19 protein-coding genes are annotated in these 25,003 nt (G+C 36.7%); 14 read left to right on the forward strand and 5 right to left on the reverse strand.

Annotated features, from left to right (window positions below; translation table 11 throughout):
* Positions 1-50: 50 nt before the first annotated feature.
* Positions 51-1,235 (reverse strand): NADH-dependent flavin oxidoreductase, encoded by a 1,185-nt coding sequence (locus BCR25_RS11485; RefSeq protein ID WP_069663742.1) that lies wholly within the window; start codon positions 1,233-1,235, stop codon positions 51-53.
* Positions 1,236-1,396: 161 nt separating this feature from the next.
* Here BCR25_RS11485 and BCR25_RS11490 point away from each other — a divergent pair, with 161 nt between their 5' ends.
* The 4 genes from BCR25_RS11490 (at position 1,397) to BCR25_RS11505 (ending at position 9,530) form a co-directional block, all read left to right on the forward strand.
* Positions 1,397-1,771: a winged helix-turn-helix transcriptional regulator gene (locus BCR25_RS11490; RefSeq protein ID WP_069663743.1), complete on the forward strand. Its 375-nt coding sequence runs from the start codon at positions 1,397-1,399 to the stop codon at positions 1,769-1,771.
* Between the two features lie 259 nt (positions 1,772-2,030).
* Complete coding sequence (locus BCR25_RS11495; RefSeq protein WP_069663744.1) at positions 2,031-3,170, forward strand: exonuclease SbcCD subunit D; 1,140 nt, start codon at positions 2,031-2,033, stop codon at positions 3,168-3,170.
* A gap of 1 nt (position 3,171) precedes the next feature.
* The gene (locus tag BCR25_RS11500) at positions 3,172-6,312 is read left to right on the forward strand and encodes an AAA family ATPase (protein WP_069663745.1); all 3,141 of its coding nucleotides are present in this window, start codon (positions 3,172-3,174) and stop codon (positions 6,310-6,312) included.
* A gap of 20 nt (positions 6,313-6,332) precedes the next feature.
* Positions 6,333-9,530, forward strand: coding sequence for a DEAD/DEAH box helicase (locus BCR25_RS11505; RefSeq protein ID WP_069663746.1), 3,198 nt, complete (start codon positions 6,333-6,335; stop codon positions 9,528-9,530).
* Between the two features lie 290 nt (positions 9,531-9,820).
* Here BCR25_RS11505 and BCR25_RS11510 read toward each other — a convergent pair whose 3' ends face one another.
* A complete protein-coding gene (locus tag BCR25_RS11510) occupies positions 9,821-10,531 on the reverse strand; it encodes an HAD family hydrolase (protein ID WP_069663747.1) in 711 nt (236 codons plus the stop codon).
* Positions 10,532-11,281: 750 nt separating this feature from the next.
* Here BCR25_RS11510 and BCR25_RS11515 point away from each other — a divergent pair.
* A complete protein-coding gene (locus tag BCR25_RS11515) occupies positions 11,282-12,997 on the forward strand; it encodes an ABC transporter ATP-binding protein (protein ID WP_069663748.1) in 1,716 nt (571 codons plus the stop codon).
* A gap of 91 nt (positions 12,998-13,088) precedes the next feature.
* Here BCR25_RS11515 and trpS read toward each other — a convergent pair whose 3' ends face one another.
* The gene (gene trpS, locus BCR25_RS11520; RefSeq protein ID WP_069663749.1) at positions 13,089-14,099 is read right to left on the reverse strand and encodes a tryptophan--tRNA ligase; all 1,011 of its coding nucleotides are present in this window, start codon (positions 14,097-14,099) and stop codon (positions 13,089-13,091) included.
* A 363-nt stretch (positions 14,100-14,462) separates the two neighbouring features.
* Between trpS and spxA the strand changes: the two genes are divergently transcribed.
* From spxA to pepF, 4 genes are all read left to right on the forward strand, one after another.
* Positions 14,463-14,861: a transcriptional regulator SpxA gene (spxA, locus tag BCR25_RS11525; protein ID WP_010760718.1), complete on the forward strand. Its 399-nt coding sequence runs from the start codon at positions 14,463-14,465 to the stop codon at positions 14,859-14,861.
* Between the two features lie 231 nt (positions 14,862-15,092).
* Positions 15,093-15,743: an adaptor protein MecA gene (locus BCR25_RS11530; protein WP_069663750.1), complete on the forward strand. Its 651-nt coding sequence runs from the start codon at positions 15,093-15,095 to the stop codon at positions 15,741-15,743.
* Positions 15,744-15,840: 97 nt separating this feature from the next.
* Positions 15,841-17,031: a competence protein CoiA gene (locus tag BCR25_RS11535; RefSeq protein ID WP_069663751.1), complete on the forward strand. Its 1,191-nt coding sequence runs from the start codon at positions 15,841-15,843 to the stop codon at positions 17,029-17,031.
* A 33-nt stretch (positions 17,032-17,064) separates the two neighbouring features.
* Positions 17,065-18,882 carry an oligoendopeptidase F gene (pepF, locus tag BCR25_RS11540; protein ID WP_069663752.1) on the forward strand — a complete coding sequence of 606 codons (1,818 nt, stop codon included), beginning with the start codon at positions 17,065-17,067 and terminating at the stop codon, positions 18,880-18,882.
* 44 nt (positions 18,883-18,926) lie between these two features.
* Here pepF and BCR25_RS11545 read toward each other — a convergent pair whose 3' ends face one another.
* Positions 18,927-19,577 carry a ClpXP adapter SpxH family protein gene (locus tag BCR25_RS11545; RefSeq protein ID WP_069663753.1) on the reverse strand — a complete coding sequence of 217 codons (651 nt, stop codon included), beginning with the start codon at positions 19,575-19,577 and terminating at the stop codon, positions 18,927-18,929.
* Between the two features lie 117 nt (positions 19,578-19,694).
* On the reverse strand, positions 19,695-20,279 hold the full coding sequence (locus BCR25_RS11550; RefSeq protein ID WP_069663754.1) for a CYTH domain-containing protein: 585 nt from the start codon (positions 20,277-20,279) through the stop codon (positions 19,695-19,697).
* 195 nt (positions 20,280-20,474) lie between these two features.
* Here BCR25_RS11550 and yjbM point away from each other — a divergent pair, with 195 nt between their 5' ends.
* The 5 genes from yjbM (at position 20,475) to BCR25_RS11575 (ending at position 25,002) form a co-directional block, all read left to right on the forward strand.
* A complete protein-coding gene (gene yjbM, locus BCR25_RS11555; protein ID WP_069663755.1) occupies positions 20,475-21,149 on the forward strand; it encodes a GTP diphosphokinase in 675 nt (224 codons plus the stop codon).
* Positions 21,150-21,162: 13 nt separating this feature from the next.
* Positions 21,163-21,960 carry an NAD kinase gene (locus tag BCR25_RS11560; protein ID WP_069663756.1) on the forward strand — a complete coding sequence of 266 codons (798 nt, stop codon included), beginning with the start codon at positions 21,163-21,165 and terminating at the stop codon, positions 21,958-21,960.
* Between the two features lie 6 nt (positions 21,961-21,966).
* Positions 21,967-22,860, forward strand: a complete 894-nt coding sequence (locus BCR25_RS11565) for an RluA family pseudouridine synthase (protein WP_069663757.1) — start codon at positions 21,967-21,969, stop codon at positions 22,858-22,860.
* A gap of 17 nt (positions 22,861-22,877) precedes the next feature.
* A complete protein-coding gene (mgtE, locus tag BCR25_RS11570) occupies positions 22,878-24,239 on the forward strand; it encodes a magnesium transporter (RefSeq protein WP_069663758.1) in 1,362 nt (453 codons plus the stop codon).
* A 124-nt stretch (positions 24,240-24,363) separates the two neighbouring features.
* Complete coding sequence (locus BCR25_RS11575) at positions 24,364-25,002, forward strand: TetR/AcrR family transcriptional regulator (protein WP_069663759.1); 639 nt, start codon at positions 24,364-24,366, stop codon at positions 25,000-25,002.
* Position 25,003: the final 1 nt, after the last annotated feature.

Genomic DNA, 25,003 nt, shown 5'->3' on the forward strand with positions numbered 1-25,003 from the left:
AAAGCGATTGGGCACTGCCGCTTCGCTTTGGTTCTTTTATATTCAATAGGTTATAATTTTTTTTCAAAGCCTTCCATTGGTGCTAACGATGTATCATAGGTTTGAATAGCATCGGAATCAGTAGTAAAGTGCATAACACTTTTGAATGATTCCATTAAATAGACCTGCATGACAGCTGGAATAGCCAATTCATCCATATCTAAGGGGCTTAAGCTTGTTCGAATGCTAGCAATGTCGTCACTTTCGACTTTTTGGACCCATTTAGGTTCACGGATCAATTCTCTGCCGATGGCAACGAAATCCGCTCCATCGTGTAAAACATGATTTGCATCTTCCGGGACTTCAACAGAGCCAATACCGATTAATGGGGTAACTCCTTTTGTTCTAGCCGCAAATTGAGAGAGCAATGTTTTTTTGTTGGTTTTGTCATTGAGTGATGTTCGTTTATAGCTTCCCATAGATAAGTGAATATAGTCGACTTTATCCTTGATTTGATCAACAAAATATAAAGAGTCTTCTAGACGAATACCAGGCGTTTCAATTTCTTCAGGCGAAATTCGATAGCCCACTAAGAAGGGTTTTTCAGTATATTTTTGAACGGCCTGCTTAACTGAATCAATTACAGCTAATGCAAAATTCAAACGTTTCTTTCTAGAGCCGCCCCATTGATCTGTCCGTTGATTCGCATTTTCAGAGAAAAATTGTTGTAGCAAATAAGTATTTGCACCATGCAATTCAACACCGTCAAAACCAGCTAAAATAGCACGACGGGCTGCTTCGCCAAAATCTGCGATTATTTGAAGAACTTCTTCATTTGTCAGTTCTTTAGGCAACTCAGAGTCGGCTGGATAGTCAGCTTTTAGAGAACTGGCGCTCACTGGTTGTTCGTTATGCAATATTTTACTATTCGTTTTTCTACCAGCATGAAAAATTTGCAATATTGCTTTTGTTTCCTCTTGTTTGATAGCTCGTGCAAGTTTTTTTAAGCCTGGAATCATAGCGTCAGAGGTGACAGATAGCTCGCCTTCAAATCCTTTTCCACTCTCACTGACATTAGCGACACCGGTAATGATCATTCCAGGACCTCCAGCACGTTTGGCATAATAATCGATTTCGTCGGTGGTGACCATACCATTATAAAAACTAGACATTGTTGTCATAGGTGCCATTACTATTCGATTCTTGACATTTAAACCATTGGCAAACGAATAACTGGATAAAAATTGTTGGGACATATTTTTCACTCCTTTATAGGTTTAGAGAAGAAGACCTTTGTCCTTCTTCTCTGTAGGTGCTAGTATATAGCATGAATGAAAAAGAACAAGTACGCACTTTGAAGTGATATAATAACCAAAAAGTAACAATTGTGAATTGAAAGAGGTTAGGAGAGATTGCTATGAAAAAGATTTATCACGTGGCTCTTGAAGCAACATTAGACGTCATCGAAGGAAAATGGAAACCAATCATTTTATGTCACTTGGGAAATGGGCCAACTAGAACAGGTGAGCTCAAAAAGATGATTCCAGCAATCACCCAAAAAATGCTCGTTCAGCAATTAAGAGAGTTAGAAGAAGATCGAATCATTTCAAGAAAAGTTTATAAGCAAGTACCACCCAAAGTGGAATATTCATTAACAGAAGAGGGCAAATCCCTTAGAGAAATTTTGATTGCAATGTCAATTTGGGGCGAATGCAGAGTACAAGAGCTTGTCGATAATGGGGAAGATGTAGAGCTTTTGAATTCAAACTATTCTGGCTTTTTGAACTATTGATTCTTGGTATTTTAAAGAGATTCACGTTATTATTCACTAGTCATTTTTTCTCGTAGCAGAGCTGTTTTGTGTAAGTGAACAGTTACTTCTTTTAAATCTTCTATTTGCTCAGAAATTGCTTGCCATTTTCTAAGTGAAAGGAGATTTTTTGTATTTGGTGAGAAATAACAGAAAAATGATCAATTACAATAACTTGACCGATATCTTTTTCCATAAATTTGGTATAATAGTAAGAAGGACTTTTTTAGGTGGTGGAATGATGCGATTTTTACATACAGCCGATTGGCATATTGGCAAAAAAATCCATGGTTTTGATTTACTAGAGGAGCAAAAAGATGCCTTTCAACAAATCCTGCAAATTGCAAAAGCTGAAAAGGTGGATGCTATTGTTATCGCAGGAGACTTATATGATCGTTCTGTTCCGGCGGTAGAAGCAATTGAAGTGTTTAATCAGATGGTCATAGAAATGAATTTACAAGAAAAATTTCCTGTTCTGGCAATTTCCGGTAACCATGACAGCAGTACTCGTTTAGAAACAGGTGGACCGTGGTTTGTCCAGTCTGATTTTTATTTGCATACACGTTTGGATCAGGCTTTTCAACCAATCGAGATGAAGAATACGCAGTTTTTTTTATTGCCGTATTTTGAGCCGATTTCTGCACGCTTGTATTTTGAAAATGACGAAATCAGAACGATCGAGCAGGCAATGAACGAAGTTGTGAAAGAGATGAAAACACACTTTGATTTAGATAAAAAACAAGTTCTTGTCAGTCACTTTTTTGTAGCGGGTAGTGAAAAAACGGATTCAGAAACGAAATTGATGGTTGGCGGATTAGATACTGTTCCTTTGTCTGTCTTGAACGCATTTGATTATGTCGCTTTAGGGCATCTCCATGGAAAAAATGCACTAAAAGCAGAACAAGCAAAATATAGCGGCTCACCATTGAAATTTTCGTTATCAGAGATCGATCAGAAAAAAGGGGTCTGGATCGTTGATACAGAAAATCAAAAACCGCTACTTGAATTTAAGGAAATTCATCCTTTAAGAGATATTATTCAGATTGAAGGAAGTTTTACCGACCTGATTTCACCCGCATTTTACGAATCGATTCGCAAAGAAGATTTTCTTCATGTCAAGCTTACTGATCGAGCAGTGATTCCAAATATGATGAATCAGTTAAGGCAGATTTATCCTAGAATCATTGGTGTTGAACGATTATATGGACGAGAAGAACACAATGAAAATAAAACAGTCAAAACAGAGCTGAAAACATTAGCACCCAAACAACTGGTCGAACAATTTTTTTCAGAAGTGACTGGAGAAGAGCTGACCGCACAACAACAAGACTGGATCAAAGAAAATTTAGCAGAAATCCATCAAATAGAAAGAGGGAAATAAGTTGAAACCATTAACATTAACATTGAAAAACTTTGGCCCTTATATTGATGAGACAATCGATTTTAGTACATTTGAAGATTCATCTTTATTTTTGATCAGCGGGAAAACTGGTGCGGGGAAGACAACAATTTTTGATGGTATGAGCTATGCTCTGTTTGGTGAAAGTTCTGGGAAGCTACGGCAGGGAAAAGAAATGCGTTCGACATTTGCTGATCCATCAGAACCAACAGAAGTTTGTTTGGCTTTTTCTCATGGCGAGCATTTGTATGAAATTACAAGGAAACCTGAACAAGAGCTATTCAAAAAGCGTGGTGATGGTACAAGAGTACAAAGTGCTAAAATCTCACTGATCGTTAAAGATCATAAGGGCAAGGAACTTAGAGAATATACCAAACGTCGAGAAGTTGATGGGTTTATACAAGAATTACTGCATTTGGATGCCAATCAGTTTGCCCAAATTGTTCTTTTGCCGCAAGGAGAATTTCGGACATTTTTGATCGCTAATAGTAGTGATAAAGAAAAGGTCTTACGGAATCTATTTGGAACACGCTTGTATCAAACCCTGAATGAACAGCTAAAAATACAGCTGAAAACTGTCAATAAAGGTATTGAAGCGACTCAGCAGACTATTGAAGCGAAACTAGATCAACTTTATTGGCAAGAAGAGATAGAAGCACAAACAGTCGAACAGCAATTACAAGCCTTAGAACGACAACAAAAAGAAATGCAGGAAAAACAAGCAACAGAAAAAAAAGCATTGTCTTTGCTTGAAAAACAAAAGCAAACAAAAGAACAAGAAAAATTCCAAATGGAAGAATTGCTCCATGCCTTTACAAAACAAGCAGAATTGAAAAAACAACAAGCAGAACTAGATGAAACAGCAGAATTGATTGAAACGCTTCGAATCGAAGAGCAACAACTCCAATGGGTTAAAAATCATCAAAGCTTGATTGAAAAAATCGATGAAAAGAGTAAGGCTGTAGCAACTTATAGTGAGCAACTGCAACATAACCAAGCCGAACAAGAAGAACAACAGGAATTAAAACAGCATTGGGAACAAAAACAACAAGAAAATGAAATCGAAGCAGCTACTATGACTATCATCAAAGAAAAAATAAATCAGCTGCAATTTCAAATTCCTTTGTATGAAGAAAAAGAAACGTTAATAAAGTCTATTGAAAAAAATCAGACGGAATTAGAAGAAATCACCAAAAAATTAAAAGAAATCAAGGAACAACAAACGCTCACTGATCAAGCATACCAAAAACAAGCTCAAATCATTGAACAACAAGCTACCTATGAAAAAGAACAATTAATACTAGAGAAAAATCAAGAGCAGTGGTCGATATTTTTAGAGAACTGGGAAAGCAAAGAAGAACTAGAACGTAAAAAAGAACGACTTGTACAAGAAATTCTTGAAAAAGAAACTGCATTGAAAAGCGCAGAGCAAATGAAAATAGCGCTGTATGAGCAAGTGAAAACCCAAAAAAGCCAGTGGGCCAAGATGCAAATCAGTCGGTTAAGCTTGCTTTTAGTAGCTGGTGAGCCTTGTCCGGTTTGTGGTTCAACAGATCATCCAAAGCAAGATGAGCATCAAGAGTATTCAATCGAAGAAATTCAAGCAATGGACACACAATTAGACACGCTTGAAAAGCAAGCGCAGCAGCAAGAAGCACTTACAGCTACTTTGCAATCAGAAGTTAGCCAAGCACAAATAGCAGAAAAAGAATTAGTGAAAACGTGGGAGAAACAAAACGAAAAAATTCACAGATTAACTGAATCCTTGAAGCAACGTTCGTTTATCACACTTGCGACTCCTATCACTGCAGAAGGTATTGAAAATGGAATTGCTGAACTCAAAACGGCAGAACAACAGCTGATTCAATCATTTGAGCAGATCAAAACCGCTAAAACGAAAATTGCGGAATTAGAAGCTCAAGTAAAGCAACAATCGACAGTGCTCCAGCAACAAGAAAAGCAGTTGGAAGAGAAGCAGCAAGAACAGACAGAAGCAAAAACAAAACTCAAAACAATTACGAATCAATTATCAGATGCTGATGATTCATTAGCAGAAATTCTAACTGAAAAGCAACAATTGGAACAAAAAGTTGCTGAGTGGGAAACGCAGAAAAAGAGGATCGAGACGGAATTGTCGAAAATAAAAGAAAACAGTTTGCTTCTAGTAAATAGTGCGCAACACCTACTCAATGAAAAAACAGCAAATCTAACGGAACAAAAAGAATTAGAAAAGCAGTTGAATGCTGCCCTAAAAAAATCAACATTTAATTTTGACGAACAAATTTTGCGTGTTTTAATAAAAGAAGTACCTAAACTAGACGAAATTACAGAACAGTTGACCACTTTTGATAAGAAGAAAGAGCAATTAGCTTTTCAATTAACGGAGCTGGCGCAAACATTGGAAGAGAAAGAACAGCCTGAAACAGTTGAAATTACAGCTGAAATCGACTCATTATCTAGCTTGATTCGATCCAAAGAAGAGTTGTATTATCAGCAACAGGAAAAAATCCAGTCTAATGAAAAAATCTGTAATCAAGTCAAAGAACTGATTGCTTCAGTAGAACAAAAATGGGAAGAAATTACAGCACTCCATCAATTATCTGCAACGATCAATGGCGATAATCCTAGAAAAACCAGCTTAGAACGTTATGTACTTCAAACCTATTTAGAGGAGGTCCTTACTGTGGCCAATCAACGTTTAAGCTTGCTGACGAATAATCGTTATCAATTTGAATTGGATCAAGGATCAGGCAGTTATAAAAATCAAACCGGGCTTGAAATCAATGTCTATGATGATAACGCTGGAACTAGCCGTAGCGCCCATACCTTATCGGGCGGTGAAAGTTTCATTGCAGCATTGGCGCTGGCATTATCTTTAGCAGAGGTGATCCAAGAACAAGCTGGCGGCGTGGTGATCGAAGCATTATTTATCGATGAAGGGTTTGGCTCTTTAGACGAAGAAGCGTTGGAGATGGCGATGGAAGCACTGGAAACAATAGAAAACGAAGGAAGAATGATCGGTATTATTAGTCATGTAAGTGAATTAAAAGCAAGAATCCCGCAGCAATTACAAATTAAGACGAATGGCAATGGACAAAGCCAAGTAACCTATCAAACAGCATAGGAAAATTAGGAGGTGAAACGATGAAATGGAGTATTCCAGAACGAATTGTGGAACGCGGTAGAGAATATATGAAAGAAGGCCGGGTTCTCTCGATCGTTCAAGATCCAGAAAAAAAACTTTGGCATGCAGAAGTATTAGGAAGTGAATTATACCGTGTTCAATTAGACGGCACTGCTAAAGAAAATGATATTTGTGAATGTCCCTATTGGATGGATCACGGTTACTGTAAACATACAGTGGCTGTCGAGTTATCTTTACGGCAAAAAGGAACATCAAGAATCATCAAAGCAGATCAAGTACCTGTTTTTGAAAAACGATCCGTGTCAATTTCAGAAATGTTCACTAAAGGCTTCGCTAAACTAAATCAGTCAGAAGAAAATGAGCAAAGAACTCCTCTGATTATTGAAGCACTTGCTGATGTTATTGAAACGAATAGCTATTATCCCGAATTAGCAGTGTTAGGTATTTCGCTTCGACTAGGCTATCAAGGCGTTAAACCAAAGACTTACATCATTAAAAACATTGGAGAATTTTTACAAGCGTATCAAAAAGAAGCGACCTTCTTGATCAATAAGCAGCATTACTTTGACTTAAAAAAAGAAGCATTTACGATCGAGGTTCAAGAGCTATTGACGCAGTTGGCTGCTGTTTATCAAACCAGCCAATTACTAGGATCAAATGGTGTTCAAGTAAAAGGAAAGATCGATAAACGTTATCTCGTTTTACCAATCGATCAAGGGCAAGAGTTGCTTGAAAAAATGAACCGTATTCCGCATTTTCAATTAAATGATGGCGAAAAGAAATACCGTCATTTAACCTTTTTGAAAGGCGTATTACCGATTCTATTTGATGTCAGCAAACAAGTTGACATCAAATATAAATTAACAATCACAGATCAAATCACCACTTTTTTAGCTCACTACCAGTGGGGGATCAGCCATGATCAAGTGTTCATTTTTACACAGGAGCAAGAAACAATCTACTCGACCTTGCTTCAATTATTGAAACGGATCGAAAAACCAGAGATCATTTATGAAAAACCAGAATTATCTGATCTTTTTGGTTCAGTTTTGCCATTATTAGAGAAAATCGGTACAGTTAATGTCAGCGATGAAGTTGCTCAAGAAGTTGTATATCATGCAGTAGAGACGATGTTTGTTTTTCGAAAAATCAAAGGTATGATCAAAGTACGAATTGATTTTATGTACGGTGACGTTGTCTTTTCAACTGATACAGCGCATTCTGTATTGTCCAAAGAAAATCAAGAAGTTATTCGTGATAGCCAAAAAGAACAAGACGTATTAGAACAGTTAGCAACATTTGGCTACCAAAAGAACTCGACTGGGTATGAAAAACCATTACCTGCCGGTGAAAGATTGTACTACTTTTTTAAAGCAGAAATTCCAGCTTTTCGCCGTCTTGGTGAGGTTCGAATGGGCAAAAAGCTGCGCGAATTATTTTTAGATGCCCAGCATCATCAGCCTATGATCGAAGTTTCAGATTCAGATTCTTGGCTGGATGTCCGATTTGATATTACTGGAATTCGTGAGCAGGAAATTGATGAAGTATTGGCAAGCTTATTGAGAAATGATCGGTTTTATACATTAGAATCAGGAGAAGTCCTTGCATTTGATTCTGAAGAATTCCAACAGACAAGTGAGATACTGACCTTGTTGAGACAAAATATGAAAAATGTGCAAGGGACGATCCAAGTTCCTAGAAATCAAGGTCTGATGATCGAAAATATGCTGGAAAACAATTCACGTGCTCATTTTTCAGACTCTTTTAAAGAAATGGTTACGAATTTGACTCATCCAGAAAATTTTGAAGCAAGTCTGCCAACGAATATTCAAGCAACCTTACGCTCTTATCAGATCGATGGGTTTAAATGGCTTAAGATGTTGAGTTATTATCAGTTTGGCGGAATACTAGCCGATGAAATGGGGCTAGGGAAAACGTTGCAGACGATCACATATTTACTTTCTGAAAAAGAAGAAAACAAACAAAAGGGGCCCGCTTTGATCGTAGCGCCTGCAAGTTTAATCTATAACTGGGCAGCAGAAATTAAGAAGTTTGCGCCGACTTTACATGCAGCAGTAGTGGCTGGAAATAAAAATGAACGTGAAAACAGTGCTACTCAAGCAGGATTAGATGTTTTGATTACTTCCTATGCAAGTTTGAGACAGGATATCGAAATGTATCAAAAGTTGGAGCTAGGTTATTTAATTTTAGATGAGGCGCAGATGGTAAAAAATAGTGGAACTAAAACTGCTCAAGCATTAAAAAGCTTGACGGTTCCACAGCGATTTGCCTTAAGCGGAACACCGATTGAAAATAATTTGGATGAGCTATGGTCGATTTTTCAGATGATTTTGCCTGGACTGTTTCCAACGAGAACATTGTTTAGAGCAATGAAACCGGAAGAAATTGCCAAAATGATCCAGCCGTTTATTTTACGGAGAGATAAACAAACTGTTCTTAAGGATTTACCTGAAAAAATTGAAAGTAACTTATACAGCGTTTTGACTGAAGAACAAAAAACGGTTTATCTTGCTTACCTTAAACAAATGCAGGAAGATGTCAGCCAAATGGACCAAGATGCCTTTAAGAAAAATCGTTTGAGTATTTTAGCCGGTTTAACTAGACTACGTCAAATTTGTTGTGATCCTCGTCTGTTTATTGATGATTATACAGGAGGCTCTGGTAAGCTGGAGCAAGTAAAAGATTTACTGGTCGCCGCAAAAGAAAACAATCGCCGCGTGTTGCTCTTTTCTCAGTTCACCAGTATGCTTTCGATCATTGAAAAAGAGCTGCATGAGCTAGGCTTGACCACATTTTATTTGAGAGGGAGTACTAAGCCCAAAGAGCGTATGGAGATGGCAGATGCATTTAATGCAGGAGAAAAGGATATCTTTTTGATTTCACTAAAAGCTGGTGGAACTGGGTTGAATTTAACTGGAGCAGATACCGTCATTCTTTATGACCTTTGGTGGAATCCGGCTGTAGAAGAACAAGCGGCAGGACGTGCACATCGAATCGGTCAAAAAAACGTCGTTGAGGTTTGGCGAATGATCGCTGAAGGAACGGTTGAGGAAAAAATGAACTCGTTACAACAAGAAAAACGAGAATTGTTCCAGAAAGTCATTCAAGGAAATGAGGAGCAATTAGCTAAAATGACAGAAGAAGACATTCGGGCGATTTTAAGCATCGGAGAATAAACTATGAGGCTGAGATAAAAGCGTTTAGCTCCAAGAAATAAGCCAAAATTCACGAAAATTGTTCTTCAAATTTTTGTGAATTTTGGCTTATTTCCGAAGGAGCTGCTTTTTTCTCGCCGTTTATTCGGGTTTAGAGAGCGAAACAAAACGAATTTTTAGTTTTGTCCCGCTCTCTATAGTTCTTGTTATTTCTAGGAACTAGTCGCGTTTTCTCGAACTCTTTTGCCTTGTAGCAGTGCCTATTCACAAGTGGAGCGTAGAACATAATTAGTCGATTTACCTATCTGATACTATGAAAAAAGGGAACGAATAACTGGAAATAATTCATCAAATGATGTGACTTCATGAAGATGTGTCGGCGTTTCGTTTGTTGGAATTGCCCGTAGACGATGATTGAACCACAATGATTTCCAACCACCATTTTTAGCACCGGCAATATCATTTTCAAAGCTGTCACCGACGTACAGCGTATGTTCTGCTTCCATAGAAAACTCTTTCGCAGCTAGATCAAAGATCTCTTTTTCTGGTTTTTGAAACCCAGTACTTTGAGAAATGATAATATTATCAGTTGGAACCCATTGTTCAAGCTGAAGCTGTTTTACTTTTTTATATTGATGATCTGTAGGTCCATTTGTAATGATTCCCATCGGGATATTTTTTTCTTTTAAGAAATCAAAGACTTTTTTTACCTCTGGATGCATGACGATATTATCTAACTCGTCTTCATAAATTTTTTGAAAAGTGGTTCCTTCTTCTGTCGTAACGGCAGGATAACCGAGATCTTTTAGTGATTCATCGATTCGATAAAAACGCATAAAATCGAGTGTCCATTCATCAGACATTACTTTTGGGAATGTTTCGTCACTATGAAAACGGAATCGAATATACAGTTCATGCATATCGGTCGGTTTCACAGAAGGAAAGACAGAATTGATCGCATTTCTAAATGGTTGTTGCTGGTCATAGATCGTATCATCCACATCAAAAACAATGGTTTTCATTAAAAAAATTGCACTCCTAACTATTTTTTCAGAAATTTTTTCAAACTCATTTTCATTGTAGCGGACTTTCCAACAAATGAACAGAAAGAAATTTTTAATCTAGATGAGAAAAATGGCGCTGTATATGCGATTATTCGTTACTGGGACAGTTCTAAATTAGTTAAAAGCAAAAAGAAACACCGATTAGGCCTATCTTCCCCAAGACATAAGCAACATATCGGTGTTTAGCAATGATGTACATGTATGTATATAACTTAACAAATCCCTTGATTCTTTTCAAGTAATTGAAATAACAGAAAGCAAAATGTTCAAAATAGTAAGTCTAAAGTCGATTTTTCAAAATTTATTGATCTGTTCACTGCGAATCACTTGCTACTTTAGCGGAGAAAAAATGAAAATTCTTACTAAGATTCTTTTTCTCAACGCACCGTGTCGTCTGTAAATATGTATTTTGATCGTGCTCCTAAAAAAAAAGCATCACTCTATTTTGTTTGTTCAATGTTTGCATTTTTTTATAGAGGTTATCTTGTTTAAAATATGTACTATTTTATATTTAAAAATAACTAATAACGATTTATTTAATTCATTTAATCACGTTTATCGGGGTATAATCTCTTTAATTTGTGATATTATTCATTTTTAAATCAAATTTTTCTCTTTTATTATCAAATAAACAATTATTTTCAAACTTTGCATCAAGATGATTCTTTGCGTATAATATATAAGAGTTATCAAAGAAAGAGGGAGTTTATGTTAAAACGATTTTTTAGTTATTATCGACCATATAAGCACTTATTTATTTTAGATTTTTCCTGCGCTGTTTTAGCAGGATTGTTGGAGTTGGCGTTCCCGGTTGTAGTGAATCAAGTGATAGATAAAATCATGCCAAAAGGAAATTTCCGTTTGATTGGGCTGGCTTGTGTGGGCCTGCTGTTGTTTTATATTTTAAATACTTTTTTGCAGTACATTGTTGTATTTTTCGGGCATAAGCTTGGGGTAAATATTGAAACAGATATGCGAAGAGAGCTGTATAGTCATCTGCAAACACAGCCTTTTGAGTATTATGATAATCAAAAGACCGGGAAATTGATGAGTCGTTTAACAACGGATTTATTCGAGATTTCAGAGGTTGCCCATCATGGTCCGGAAGATGTCTTCATTACAGTGATGACATTGGTCGGTTCATTTTATTTAATGCTTCGTATCCATGTGCAATTAGCATTGGCAACATTTATTGTTCTACCTTTTATAACGGTAGCTTTGGTTTTCTTTAATAAGAAAATGACGAAGGTCAATACTAAAATTTATGATAACTTAGGCGAGTTCAACGCTGGTGTCGAAGCTTCTGTCAGCGGTATTCGTGTGACACAGTCTTTTGCAAATGAACCTTTTGAGCGGCAACGTTTTGAAGGCTTGAACCAAACGTATCGTCAATCAAAGATTTTGTTTTATAAAGTAATGGGAATCAGCTCTGCATATAATTATTTCCTTATTCGTTTGATCAATTTGTTTACACTTATTTTTGGTGCATATTATACAATCAACGGTGAAATTACAAATGGGGACTTTGTCGGATTTATTTTATTGGCTAACGTCTTTGTTCGTCCGATTGAGAAGGTCAATAATATGATTGAAAGCTATCCCAAAGGCATTGCCGGTTTCAAACGGTTCACAGAAGAAATCGATAAAAAGCCCGCGATTGTAGATAAGCCAAATGCCGTTGCAGTTGATCATTTGAAGGGAGATATCATCTATGATGATGTGTCATTTTCTTATGCGGACTCTTCAAAAGTCTTAAATCATATCGATCTGCATATTGTACCTGGTGAAACAGTCGCGTTTGTTGGTCAAAGCGGTTCAGGGAAAACAACACTATGTAATTTATTACCGCGTTTTTATGAAGTCAGTGAAGGAAATATTACGATTGATGGAATAAATATCCAAGAGATGACACTGGCTTCTTTAAGAAATCAAATCGGTATCGTGCAACAGGACGTGTTCTTATTCCCCGGAACGATTCGAGAGAATATCGCATACGGAAAATTAGATGCGACAGAAGAAGAGATCCAAAATGCTATGCAATTGGCTCATTTAGAAAAAGTAGTGGAGCAAATGTCTGATGGACTTGATACTATGATCGGAGAACGTGGGGTTAAGCTGTCTGGTGGACAGAAACAGCGAGTGGCGATTGCTCGTATGTTCTTAAAAAATCCGCCGATTTTGATTTTAGATGAAGCAACATCGGCATTGGACACTGAAACAGAACAAGTAATCCAGGAGTCATTGAATTCTTTAGCAGAAGGTAGAACAACTATGATCATTGCCCATCGTTTGGCAACTATCAAACATGCGACACGGATTGTTGTAGTCAGTGATAAGGGCATCTTAGAAGTTGGCACTCATGAAGAGTTGCTTGCTAAAGGTGGACACTATCGTCGCTTACACGATGCACAATTTCGCGATTAATTAACTAAACTAAAATACCCCTGAAGGCGAGCACCCTCAGGGGTATTTTTCGTTGCCCTCGCTTGGTTTGGAGGTTGATGAAATAAAAATGTTATCTACGTGATTTTCTACCTAAACCAATGGCATTTTTCATCCGCTGCAAGGTTTTATTAGCAACTAGACGAGCTTTATCAGCGCCCTCATCAAGAATTTCATCTAATTCATCTGAAGCTAATAGTTCATTGTAGCGTATTTGAATGGGCTCTAATAAATCAACGACAGCTTCTGCCAAATCTGATTTGAAATCGCCATAGCCTTTTCCTTCATAGGCGGATACTAGCTCTGCAACTGGGCGACCAGTGACAGCTGAGAAAATACTTAATAGGTTTGAGATTCCCGGTTTATTTTCCGGATCATATTCGATAATCCCTGTTGAATCAGTGACAGCAGACTTGATCTTTTTACGGATCACATTTGGCTCATCAAGCATTGAAATAAACCCTTTAGCATTTGTGTCTGATTTGCTCATTTTACTGGTTGGATCTTGAAGACTCATCACACGTCCGCCTTGTTCAGCGATTTTTACTTCAGGCATCACTAAAAGTTCTTGATTCTTTTGTCCGTAGCGTTTGTTGAAGCGTTCAACAAAATCTCTGGTTAATTCCAAATGTTGTTTTTGGTCATCACCGACAGGAACGAGGTTAGCGTTGTACAAAATGATATCTCCTACCATTAATGGAGGATAAGTTAAAAGTCCTGCACTGACACCAGTTCGTCCATTTTTTTGGGATTTATCTTTAAATTGAGTCATTCGCTCTAATTCACCGATCGTCGTATTGCATTGGATGATCCAAGCAGCTTCAGCATGAGCGGATACTTCAGATTGAATAAAGATTGTTGCTTTTTTAGGGTCCAAACCAACTGCTAAATACAAAGCCGCTAAGCCGCGAATTTGCTGACGCAGTTTGATGGGATCTTGCGGTACAGTGATTGCATGTTCATCAACGATACAAAAGTAACAATCATACTGATTTTGCAAATCCACAAATTGCTTCATCGCACCAATGTAATTGCCGATCGTTGGTATTCCGCTTGGCTGTATGCCAGAAAAAATTGTTTCCATTAGAGTAACCACCTTAATCAATTAATAAACGTTATTGTTATTATTATACAACTAAAAGAGGAAAAAAACAGGGAAACAAGCAAAAAAATAAATTGTCATAATTTTTAGACTAGTACAGGTTAGTGAAAATTTAAAACTGTACTATTTTCACGATGGGTGAAAGCGCTATATAAAAGTGTGTCAAAGTAAGGATATTTCGTTGTTTATTAATAAAAAAACGTAAAAAAAAGAAAAAACTATGCTTTTTTTACAAAAAAGACCTAGTAATTTTATTAGAAATTGGGTATACTTACTCTAAATAGGAAAACAGTTTGAATTCCTGTTTTAAAAAAGTGATTCTAATCACAAAAAGGAGTGATGCACATGTTGACACTTTATACTTCCCCAAGTTGTACGTCTTGCCGTAAGGCTCGTGCATGGTTGCAAGAACACGAGATTCCATTCAAAGAAAGAAATATTTTTTCAGAACCATTGAATATTTCTGAACTGAAAGCAATTTTGAGAATGACAGAAGATGGTACAGAAGAGATTATCTCTACTCGTTCTAAAGTTTTCCAAAAACTTAATATGGATTTGGATGAATTGCCTTTACAAGATTTGTTAGAACTAGTTAAAGAGAATCCTGGATTGTTGCGTCGACCAATAATGATTGATGAAAAAAGATTACAGGTTGGTTTTAATGAGGATGAAATTCGACGTTTCTTGCCTCGTGGTGTTCGGCAGTTAGAATTACGTCAAGCGCAATTGATGGCAGGTTTATAAAATTTAAGGAGAACCTTTGTCCTTGGGGCAGAGGTTTTTCTTTTCTACTATATTACATAGCATAAGCAGAACTAAGAAAAATAGACATAGAAACAATACAAGTATTAAGAAAAAGAATAAGACCACAGTTTATTTGTAAATATTATTACTTTTCCCTTTACATTTGGCGTGATTCCGCTACAATGTACGTAAGAATAAGTTTCCTGATTAGCAAAAGTGAGGTGTAGCGACATGGAAATGGAACATATCAATGAAAATACTATACGTGTATTGATTGGCAATGAAGATCTGGCTGACCGAGGAATTACATTTTTAGATTTACTTGGCAATCACAAAGAGGTAGAGAATTTTTTCTACAGTATTCTAGAAGAAGTTGATGTGGAAGATGAATTTCAGGGCAGTGAAGCTGTTACCTTTCAGGTTCTGCCAAAAAGTGATGGTTTAGAACTTTTTATTAGTAAAAATGCTTCGATGGATGACGTTTCAAATTTTGAAAATTTTAATGATTTAAATTCAGAAGAAGTGAGTAATATAATCCGAAAACAAATAGAAGATGATTTTTCTGATGATACACAAGAATTTTCTGATAATACAGTGAAAAATTTAGTATTTGAGCTTAATGATTTTGATACGATGGTTCAATTAGCAAATGAAGTTTATTTACAATCTGTAGTAGCAAATCTGTATACATTTAAAGGAACGTACTATCTGCAAGTGATTTTCTTGCTAGATGAATTAGGAAAAAATGATGTAGAAAATGAGTTGGCGCAACTATTGGAATTTGCTAACTTATCAAACGTCACTCCTGAAACGTTAAATGAATATGGAACCTGTATTATGGAACGTAACGCATTAGAACTGACTAGATATTACTTCGAATAAACGATAAAAAACTGGGATGAAGCATTTTTTGCTTTATCTCGGTTTTTTTCGTGTTATCTGAAAAAGAATGCGTATATTACTAGTAGAGGTGAACTAAATGCTAAGTGCGTATTCAAATGAAAAAGAAATTGTCACACTGCTTCATCGCTCAAGAAAAGAGATCCAACAATTGAAAGAACAACCCTTTTTTTGTCCGATCTGTGGAAGTCCAGTCCAAATCAAAAATGGCAAAGTAAAGATTCCTCATTTTTCCCATACGTATCAAAATGCGTGTGAGTCCACTTCAAAAGGGGAGACACAGGAACACTTGGCTTTAAAAAAAATGTTTGTGGCATGGTGTGAGCGTGAAGGACGTAACTATGAGCTTGAAAAATATCTGCCGTCATTGAATCAACGACCAGATCTATTGATAGGAAAGCGTGCTGTAGAAATCCAGTGCAGCCCCTTAAGCGTATCTCGACTGATAGAAAGAAATAACGTTTATCAAGACCATGAATATCAACCAATTTGGATCTGTGGAAAAAAGTTAGTCAACGGTTTAAAAAGCTTAAACGAATTAATAAAGCATTTATGCAATTATTCTCAAAATCTAGGCTTTTACTTGTGGTCAGCAGATTGGCAGACAAAGGAGGTGACTCTTTATTTTCATATAGAAGAAGACTGGAAAAAAAGAGTATATGCTGCGTGTAGGACTTGGTCTGCAGATACAGCTTCTTTGACTGAAATCTTCAAATTTCCTACGGAAGCACTCATATATCATCAAAGAAAATATCAGCTTGGTCAATTGATTTCAGACTATTATACTGAGTTAAATAGAAAATTGATCAAAAAAGAAGGGCAGCTACGAGTGGTTCAAGGAGTATTATATAACAATCATTTGCATGTTCTACAATTACCTTATTGGTTTTACTATCCAGGAATTCATTTATTTTGTTGTCGAGGATCAGATCTTTTATTGAAAGAAAGAATTTGGAAATGGGTACAGTTTTTTGATCAGAATGTTTTTCGGCCGAAAGAGTTGGAGTCATCTCTAAAATCACAAATAGCAAAATCCGCTGAATTATTTTATGAGTTTCCAGCGATTCCATTTGCTCAACTGCAGGACTACTGTTTTGCTCAGCTTTTTAACCAGTTAGTTGACTGTCATCATCTGATCCGAACGACAACAGGCTGGAAAGTAAATGCAGGAAAAAGTGTGCAAAGTATGGTAGAAGTGAACAAATGGCTGAAAAGAATTAAAAATAGGCGCTTAAACAGTGCTACTCCCTATCGAAGTATGATACTATAACTTTATGAAATAATTCGTAAAGGAGTAGATAAAATGAGTGAAGCAAAACAGTTACCAGAACGATCTACCTTACCAGTAGAAAAGACATGGGATTTAACAAAAATTTTTAAAGATGATCAGGCTTTTGATGATGCCTACCGAGCGTTAACAGATGAATTACAAGTCGTAGAAAAATATAAAGGAACACTTGATCAAGGCAGTACAGCGTTTTTAAACAGCATTGAGCTGCTGCTTAAGATATATCGCCAAATCGAAGTGATCTATGTCTATGCACATTTAAAAAATGATCAAGATACAGCGAACACTACTTACCAAGCTTTATATGCGAGAGCTAGCTCTTTATTGGCCCAAGTGAGCGAAGCGATGTCTTGGTTCGAACCGGAGTTACTATCTTTGAGTGATGATCAAATTTGGGGATATTTTGCTGAAAAACCAGAACTTGAAATCTATCGTCATTTTGTTGAAAATATCCTTAATGAACGTCCACACATTTTATCTGCTGAACAGGAAGCATTGTTGGCAGGAGCGGGCGAAATTTTTGAAGCATCAAGTAATACTTTTTCTATCTTAAACAATGCAGATTTAAAATTTCCAGTGATCGAAGACGAAAATGGAGAAAAAATCCAATTGACTCATGGGGTGTACGGTCAGCTGATGGAAAATACAAATAGAAATGTCCGAGAAGCAGCATTCAAAGGATTATATACTGTGTATGAGCAGTTTAAAAATACTTTTGCTCAAACGTTAAGCTCTCATGTTAAAGCTCACAACTATAAAGCAAAAGTCCGCAACTATCCATCAGCAAGAGCAGCAGCACTGAGTAATAATCATATTCCTGAAAGCGTCTATGATACGTTAGTAGATGTTGTCAATCGGAATTTACCCTTGCTTCATCGCTATGTAACATTGCGTAAGCGTTTATTGAAAGTAGAACAACTTCATATGTATGATATGTATACACCAATTTTGGGAGAGGCGTCTATCAAGTATTCTTATGATGAAGCAAAAGAAAAAGCGTTGACAGCACTTAAACCTATGGGAAGCGAGTATCTGGACGTTGTTAAAACAGCCTTTAACGATCGCTGGATCGATGTGATAGAAAATCAAGGTAAACGTAGCGGAGCATACTCATCAGGTGCATATGATACCGCACCTTACATTTTAATGAACTGGCATGATAGCTTGGATCAATTATATACATTAGTCCACGAAATGGGGCATAGTGTGCATAGCTATTTCACGCGCAAAAATCAACCGTATGTTTATGGTGATTACTCTATTTTCTTGGCTGAAATTGCGTCAACAACCAATGAAAATCTTTTGACAGAATATCTTCTGGAAACAGAGACAGATCCGAAAATTCGAGCATACGTGCTGAATCATTATCTAGACGGTTTCAAAGGAACCATTTTCCGACAAACTCAATTTGCTGAGTTCGAGCATTTTATTCATACAGAGGATGCCAAAGGAACACCTTTAACAAGCGAGTATTTGAGTGAATACTACGGTCAATTAAATGAAAAATTCTATGGTCCAGAAGTAGCAAAAGATCCAGAAATCACATTTGAATGGACACGGATTCCTCATTTCTACTATAATTACTACGTTTATCAATATGCAACTGGATTTTCAGCAGCTTCAGCTTTGGCGAATAAAATTTTATCAGAAGAGCCGCAAGCTTTGGAAAAATATTTGACCTACTTGAAATCAGGTAGCAGTGATTATCCGATCGAAGTCATGAAAAAGGCTGGAGTGGATATGACAGAACCAGATTACATCGAAGACGCCATGAAGGTTTTTGAAACAAGATTAAATGAATTAGAGAAACTTGTTGAAACGATGGAACAATAAACCACAAAAAAACAGCCTCCCTTTTATAAAAGGAAGGCTGTTTTTTATAGTAAATGTAAATGTCCGTGTGGAACTCTGGGTTCATCATAATGGCTCAATTCAAATTTCTCATGGAGATATTGTAAGGTTTCTTCTGAGGATTCACAAAGTCGCTTGATTTCATCCATGGATTCACAATCTTCAACAAGGACACCGAAATCACGATCACAAGCATAATTAAATACAACAGCAGAAGGATGTTTAGTAATGCCCATCTCCCGAGCGATTTGCTGGTCTGTTTTAAATGATTCTTTGACAAAATCTGATTCTCGATCTGCTTTGAACATATCTAAATCTCCGCCAGCTTCAACAACCAGCTTTTCAACTAACTCAGTGGTATAAGGGAGATTATCAACAGCTACCGCTTGTTGTAGTCCTAGCAACAGATGACGACCTTTTTTCTTTCCTTGTAATTGTGCCGCTTTGTAATCAAGAGCAGCAGAATAAATATCTTCAAACAATTGATTACGTTTTTCGATATCGTGTGTGGGAATATCGAATAATTTTATTAGATGATTTATTGTTCTCATATTGACTAATGGGATAAAACGAAACTGGATCTTTTTATTTTCCGTTTCTACTAATTTTAGAATATCCTTTTCTATGTTGAGACAAATGCCCCCCAAAGGATTAACGAACAGATAGATTTCAATCATTCATATTTCCTCCAATTTGACTCTTTTTGCAACTAGACATCATTTCTCAACTAAGTGTTCCTAATTTATCAGAAAACCTAGGAAATTTGAAATGATATGTTTCACCATTATAACTTCTTAATTTTTCTTTTTTGAGCTTAGCATCATCCGCTGAATCTTGTTCGGTGACGGTTTTTCTTTGATGTTCAAAGTATCCAGTAAAAGAAGAAACTCTTTTTTACCAGAGATCGCATCACTGACTTCTAATTCCAATTCAAAATCATGTTGCTCATTGTACCAACTTTCATCTAGCGCGAGTAAACCTTGGGGAAGTTTTTTTTCTGCTCGTTTAGTTGTTAAGTTGCCGATTAAACGTAAATCCTTTATGTTGATACCTAATGCAATTAGTTTATCGTAGACGGCTCCAAAAGTAGGAAGGCTGCCTGAATCAATGATCGCTTGTGCTTGCGCAGTGGAAAGAGAATCGTTGATTTCCATTAAACCGACTGTATCAGGTATTTTCAAAGTGATTTCTGCCTTTTTTGATAGTGTTCGAACTCTCAAACCGATATACTTTTCTCTTAATTGAAAATCGTCGGTATCAAAGTAGTGATTAGTTTGTGTAAAAAAATGATGCTCGTTTAAATTAAAAAAATTGGCTGTGTGTAAAAACTCTTTTTTAGATAATAATGTTTTAAACTCTATTTCCAAATTTTCACTCACTTATTTTTGACCCACTTTCTTTAATTTAATTCAATTTTTACATACTTTACCCAGATACGTCAAGAAAAGTGAACTAGAAGTTAAAAAGTTTACTAATGTTTAAAAAAATCAGACAATTTCTCAAAATGTCCTATTTTTCTCGGCACTATGGTAAAATAAGCTGTGAATCAAATTCAAAGAAATAGAGGGATTAGGATGGAGAAAGAGTGGGAGCTTTTTCTGGCACCGTATGAACAGGCTGTTGGAGAAATGAAAGTTAAACTGCGCGGTATTCGCAAACAGTTTCGAGAACAAAATAAGCATACACCTATTGAGTTTGTAACTGGTCGTGTGAAGCCAGTCGATAGTATTTTAACAAAGGCGGCATTACGTAATATTCCAGTGGAACGGATCGAAGAAGAGATGCAGGATATTGCAGGTCTTAGGATCATGTGTCAGTTTGTAGAAGATATCCGCCAGGTCGTAGACATTATTCGAAATAGAAAAGATTTGCAAATCATTCAAGAACGGGATTACATCACAAATAAAAAAGAGAGCGGTTATCGCTCCTACCATTTAGTGATAGAATATCCTGTACAATTGATTACAGGTGAAAAAAAGATTTTAGCAGAAATCCAGATTCGGACATTAGCAATGAATTTTTGGGCAACGATCGAGCATTCTTTAAATTATAAATATCAAGGTGTTTTTCCGGAGGAAATGAAAGAAAGATTGCAGCGTGCCGCTGAAGCAGCGTATCAGTTAGATGAAGAGATGTCTACGATACGTGAAGAAATTCAAGAAGCACAACATCTATTTTCTCATGGTCGCGGAAAATTTCAAGATAATTATTATCAAAAATTAACAGATAACCAAGAGAAACTAGAATAGTAGGAGGCATCAGATGAAAGTAGCAATTGTTCATAATCATGAACATCTGTCTAAAGAAGTGACAGGTCGCTTGCTGTCACTTTTGAAGCAAAACAATATCGAAATCGATGAACAGCAGCCGGAACTGGTGATCTCTGTTGGTGGAGATGGTACGTTATTATCCGCTTTCCATCGCTTCAACCATCGTTTGAATGAAGTTAGTTTTTTAGGTGTTCATACAGGTCATTTAGGATTTTATACGGATTGGCGGGACTATGAACTTGAAGAGTTAGTTCAAAGCTTATTAGTTCATCAAGAAAAGAGCATCAGCTACCCATTACTAGATGTGAAAATCTGTTTTCACGGCAACAAACCAAATAAACACTTTTTAGCATTGAATGAGTCGACAATCAAGCGTGCTAATCGTACAATGGTAGCGGATGTGTTTATCAAAGATGAATTATTTGAACGCTTTCGTGGAGATGGTCTGTCCATATCCACACCGACAGGTTCAACAGCTTATAATAAAAGTATTGGCGGAGCTGTGTTGCATCCGAGCATCAATGCTTTTCAGTTAGCTGAGATTGCTTCATTGAATAATCGAGTTTTTCGAACATTAGGTTCACCAATCGTGATCGCTCATACTGAATGGGTAGAAATCAAACTACAGGAAAGTAATGATTATCTGATCACTGTCGATCAATTAGATATTTATCAAGATGATATCAAATCGATTTATTATCGAATCGCAGATGAACGAATTCATTTCGCCTCTTATCGTCATATGCATTTTTGGCATCGCGTAAAAGATGCGTTTATTAGTGAGGATTAACAGAAGATGGAATTTAGTTGGATCGTTGAACAAGAAGAACCGCAACAGGTGAAATATTTTTTAAAGGAACAAGGGATATCTAGAGGTCTTTTAGCGAAAATCAAGTTTCAAGGTGGGAAAATCGAGGTCAATCAATCGGTAGAAAATGTTCTATTTAAATTGTCTTTAGGAGATCAAGTAAAAGTCACGATCCCGGATGAAAAAGAACATGAGACCTTACTTGTTGATGATAAACCGATAGAGATAGTGTTTGAAGATGCGCATTATTTGGTTGTCGACAAGCCGGCAGGTGTGGCCTCGATTCCTTCTCAATATCATCCAAATGGAACGATGGCAAATCGAGTGAAGGCATATTATAAAAGACAAGGATATAAAAATCAGGTGATCCATGTAGTGACTCGTTTGGACAGAGATACAACTGGATTGATGCTGTTTGCCAAGCATGGTTTTGCTCATGCAATGCTGGATCAGGAGTTACGTAAGAAAAATGTCGTTAAGATCTATCAAGCATTGGTCGGCGGTCAAGTTGAAAAGTTATCAAAACACGGTATGATCGATCAGCCTATAGGTAGAGATTTATCTTCCATATTGAAACGGACGGTCGTTGCTACTGGTCAGCAGGCTGAAACGGAATACTGGCTGATGAAGCGTAGCACAGATCGAGCGCTGGTCAATATTCAGCTGCACACGGGTAGGACGCATCAAATCAGAGTGCATTTTGAAGCAATCGGTTGTTCGTTGTTAGGCGATGAGATGTACGGTGGTAAAATGGATCTAGGCATCAAACGTCAAGCCTTACACTGTTGTCAGCTGAGTTTTATCCATCCTTTTACAAAAGAGCCTATGAAACTGACATCTCCTTTGGCAAAAGATATGAAAGAGATCGTTGAGCATTTTTAGAGAGGGGAGCGGTATGTGTGAATGAGGGGCAAGAAATGGAAGAGCATTTTTCATTGTTGTTAGAAACATTACAAAAGCAGCAAATGAATGAGTTTCGAGAGTTGTTTTTAGCACTTCATATTTATGAGCAGGGACAATTTTATCAATCGATCGATGAAGCTGATCGAAAACAAATGTACAGCTATCTATCTCCAAAAGAATTAGCAGATATGTTTGATGTTATCGAAGAAGATAATGAAAACATGAAGGACTATATCGCTGAGATGCGTCCAAGTTATGCGGCAGAAATGTTGTCTGAGATGTATACGGATAATGCGGTTGACTTGTTGAATATGCTGGATAAAAGTCAAAAAGCTAAATATTTAAGTTTAATGAGTACTGAAGATGCCGGCGAAATCAAAGAATTACTTCATTATGAGGACGATACAGCCGGATCGATCATGACCACAGAATTTGTGTCAATTGTGGCTAATCAAACCGTACGTTCAGCGATGTATGTCTTGAAAAATAAGGCAGATGTTGCAGAAACGATTTATTATGTTTATGTTGTCGATCAGGAAAATCATTTAGTCGGAGTTATTTCTTTACGTGACTTGATCGTGAACGATGATGATACGATGATTTCCGATGTTTTGAGTGAACGGGTGATTTCCGTTCATGTGGGTGACGATCAAGAGGACGTTGCGCAAACGATTCGAGACTACGACTTTCTCGCATTGCCAGTTACAGACTATGATGATCATTTATTAGGGATCGTTACTGTTGATGATATTATTGATGTTATCGATGACGAAGCCGCCAGTGATTATTCAGGTTTAGCAGGGGTCAATGTTGAAGAGGTCAGTGAAAATCCGATTAAAGCTGCGTCAAAACGCTTACCGTGGTTAATTACACTATTGTTTTTAGGAATGTCTACAGCAACATTGATCAGCCATTATGAAGAATTAGTAAGTGAAGCAAGTATTTTGGCTGTATTCATTTCATTGATAACAGGAACAGCAGGAAATGCGGGAACGCAGTCATTAGCTGTTGCAGTTAGAAGACTTGCGGTATCTGATGAAAAGGATAATAGTTTTGTCCGTTTGATCATTAGTGAGGTATTGACAGGATTGGTTACCGGAGCTGTAACAGGAGTTTCTATTTTCATTGTTGTTGGGATTTGGCAGCATAATTTTCCTTTAGGATTTGTGATTGGGATGGCTATGTTGTGTGCAATCACTGTAGCGAATTTAGCTGGAAGCTTGATTCCGATGTTGATGGACAAATTGGGCTTTGATCCAGCCGTTGCTAGCGGTCCTTTTATCACGACACTAAGTGATTTGACTAGTGTGTTGATTTATTTTAATATTGCTGGTTTGTTTATGCAGTACTTTGTTTAACGTGATGTAGATAAATATATTGTTATTAAAAGCATGTGTTTTGACATGCTTTTTTTGTGTGTATTTGACAAAGAAACGTCAATACTATAAGATACATACTAACGGTATGTATAGAGGTGGACAAATGGCACGAAACAAATATCCAGAAGAAACAGTGAAAAAAATATTAGATGTATCAGAGCAACTTTTTATAGAACAAGGATATGATCATACGACGATCCAAGATATCGTTGACAATTTAGGTGGCTTAACCAAAGGCGTCATTTATCATCATTTCAAATCGAAAGAAGAAATTTTTAATACGATTTTGCAAAAAAGATATATCGTCGATATCAATAAGCAAATTGAATCGATGAAAGATATCAGCGGATTTGAAAAGATTAGACGAATCAATACAATCAGTCTTAGATCATTAGAGCATCAAAAATTAGCGTTCTCTGCTAAATCGTTAATTACGGATCCTAGAGTTATTGGAGAATTGTATACGGAGGCTTTTGATAGTACAATTCCATATATCAAGGGAATCGTTGAAGAAGGGATTCAAGATGGATCTATCGTTACTGAACATCCACAGGAAATTGCCGAGCTGATCGTGCTTTCAACAAACATGTGGTTGGCTCCAGCACTTTATAAAATGAATGAGCAAGAACTGCTGAATAAATTGACATTTTTTCAACAACTCTATGAAGGTGTGAATTTTCCACTCATTGATGAAGAGTATATTCAAGATGTTGTGGCCATGTTTAATGTGATAAAAAAATAAA

The sequence above is a fragment of the Enterococcus termitis genome (genome assembly GCF_001730305.1).
In the GTDB taxonomy this organism is placed as follows: Bacteria; Bacillota; Bacilli; order Lactobacillales; family Enterococcaceae; genus Enterococcus_L; species Enterococcus_L termitis.

Excerpts from the sequence above, each read along its gene's own strand:
- yjbM (WP_069663755.1), top strand. The coding sequence starts at position 20,475 with ATGGAGAAAGAGTGGGAGCTTTTTCTGGCACCGTATGAACAGGCTGTT.
- BCR25_RS11530 (WP_069663750.1), top strand. The coding sequence starts at position 15,093 with ATGGAAATGGAACATATCAATGAAAATACTATACGTGTATTGATTGGC.
- BCR25_RS11560 (WP_069663756.1), top strand. The coding sequence starts at position 21,163 with ATGAAAGTAGCAATTGTTCATAATCATGAACATCTGTCTAAAGAAGTG.
- BCR25_RS11495 (WP_069663744.1), top strand. The coding sequence starts at position 2,031 with ATGCGATTTTTACATACAGCCGATTGGCATATTGGCAAAAAAATCCAT.
- pepF (WP_069663752.1), top strand. The coding sequence starts at position 17,065 with ATGAGTGAAGCAAAACAGTTACCAGAACGATCTACCTTACCAGTAGAA.
- BCR25_RS11505 (WP_069663746.1), top strand. The coding sequence starts at position 6,333 with ATGAAATGGAGTATTCCAGAACGAATTGTGGAACGCGGTAGAGAATAT.
- BCR25_RS11515 (WP_069663748.1), top strand. The coding sequence starts at position 11,282 with ATGTTAAAACGATTTTTTAGTTATTATCGACCATATAAGCACTTATTT.
- spxA (WP_010760718.1), top strand. The coding sequence starts at position 14,463 with ATGTTGACACTTTATACTTCCCCAAGTTGTACGTCTTGCCGTAAGGCT.
- BCR25_RS11565 (WP_069663757.1), top strand. The coding sequence starts at position 21,967 with ATGGAATTTAGTTGGATCGTTGAACAAGAAGAACCGCAACAGGTGAAA.
- BCR25_RS11510 (WP_069663747.1), bottom strand. The coding sequence starts at position 10,531 with ATGAAAACCATTGTTTTTGATGTGGATGATACGATCTATGACCAGCAA.
- BCR25_RS11490 (WP_069663743.1), top strand. The coding sequence starts at position 1,397 with ATGAAAAAGATTTATCACGTGGCTCTTGAAGCAACATTAGACGTCATC.
- BCR25_RS11545 (WP_069663753.1), bottom strand. The coding sequence starts at position 19,577 with ATGATTGAAATCTATCTGTTCGTTAATCCTTTGGGGGGCATTTGTCTC.
- BCR25_RS11535 (WP_069663751.1), top strand. The coding sequence starts at position 15,841 with ATGCTAAGTGCGTATTCAAATGAAAAAGAAATTGTCACACTGCTTCAT.
- BCR25_RS11485 (WP_069663742.1), bottom strand. The coding sequence starts at position 1,235 with ATGTCCCAACAATTTTTATCCAGTTATTCGTTTGCCAATGGTTTAAAT.
- trpS (WP_069663749.1), bottom strand. The coding sequence starts at position 14,099 with ATGGAAACAATTTTTTCTGGCATACAGCCAAGCGGAATACCAACGATC.
- BCR25_RS11575 (WP_069663759.1), top strand. The coding sequence starts at position 24,364 with ATGGCACGAAACAAATATCCAGAAGAAACAGTGAAAAAAATATTAGAT.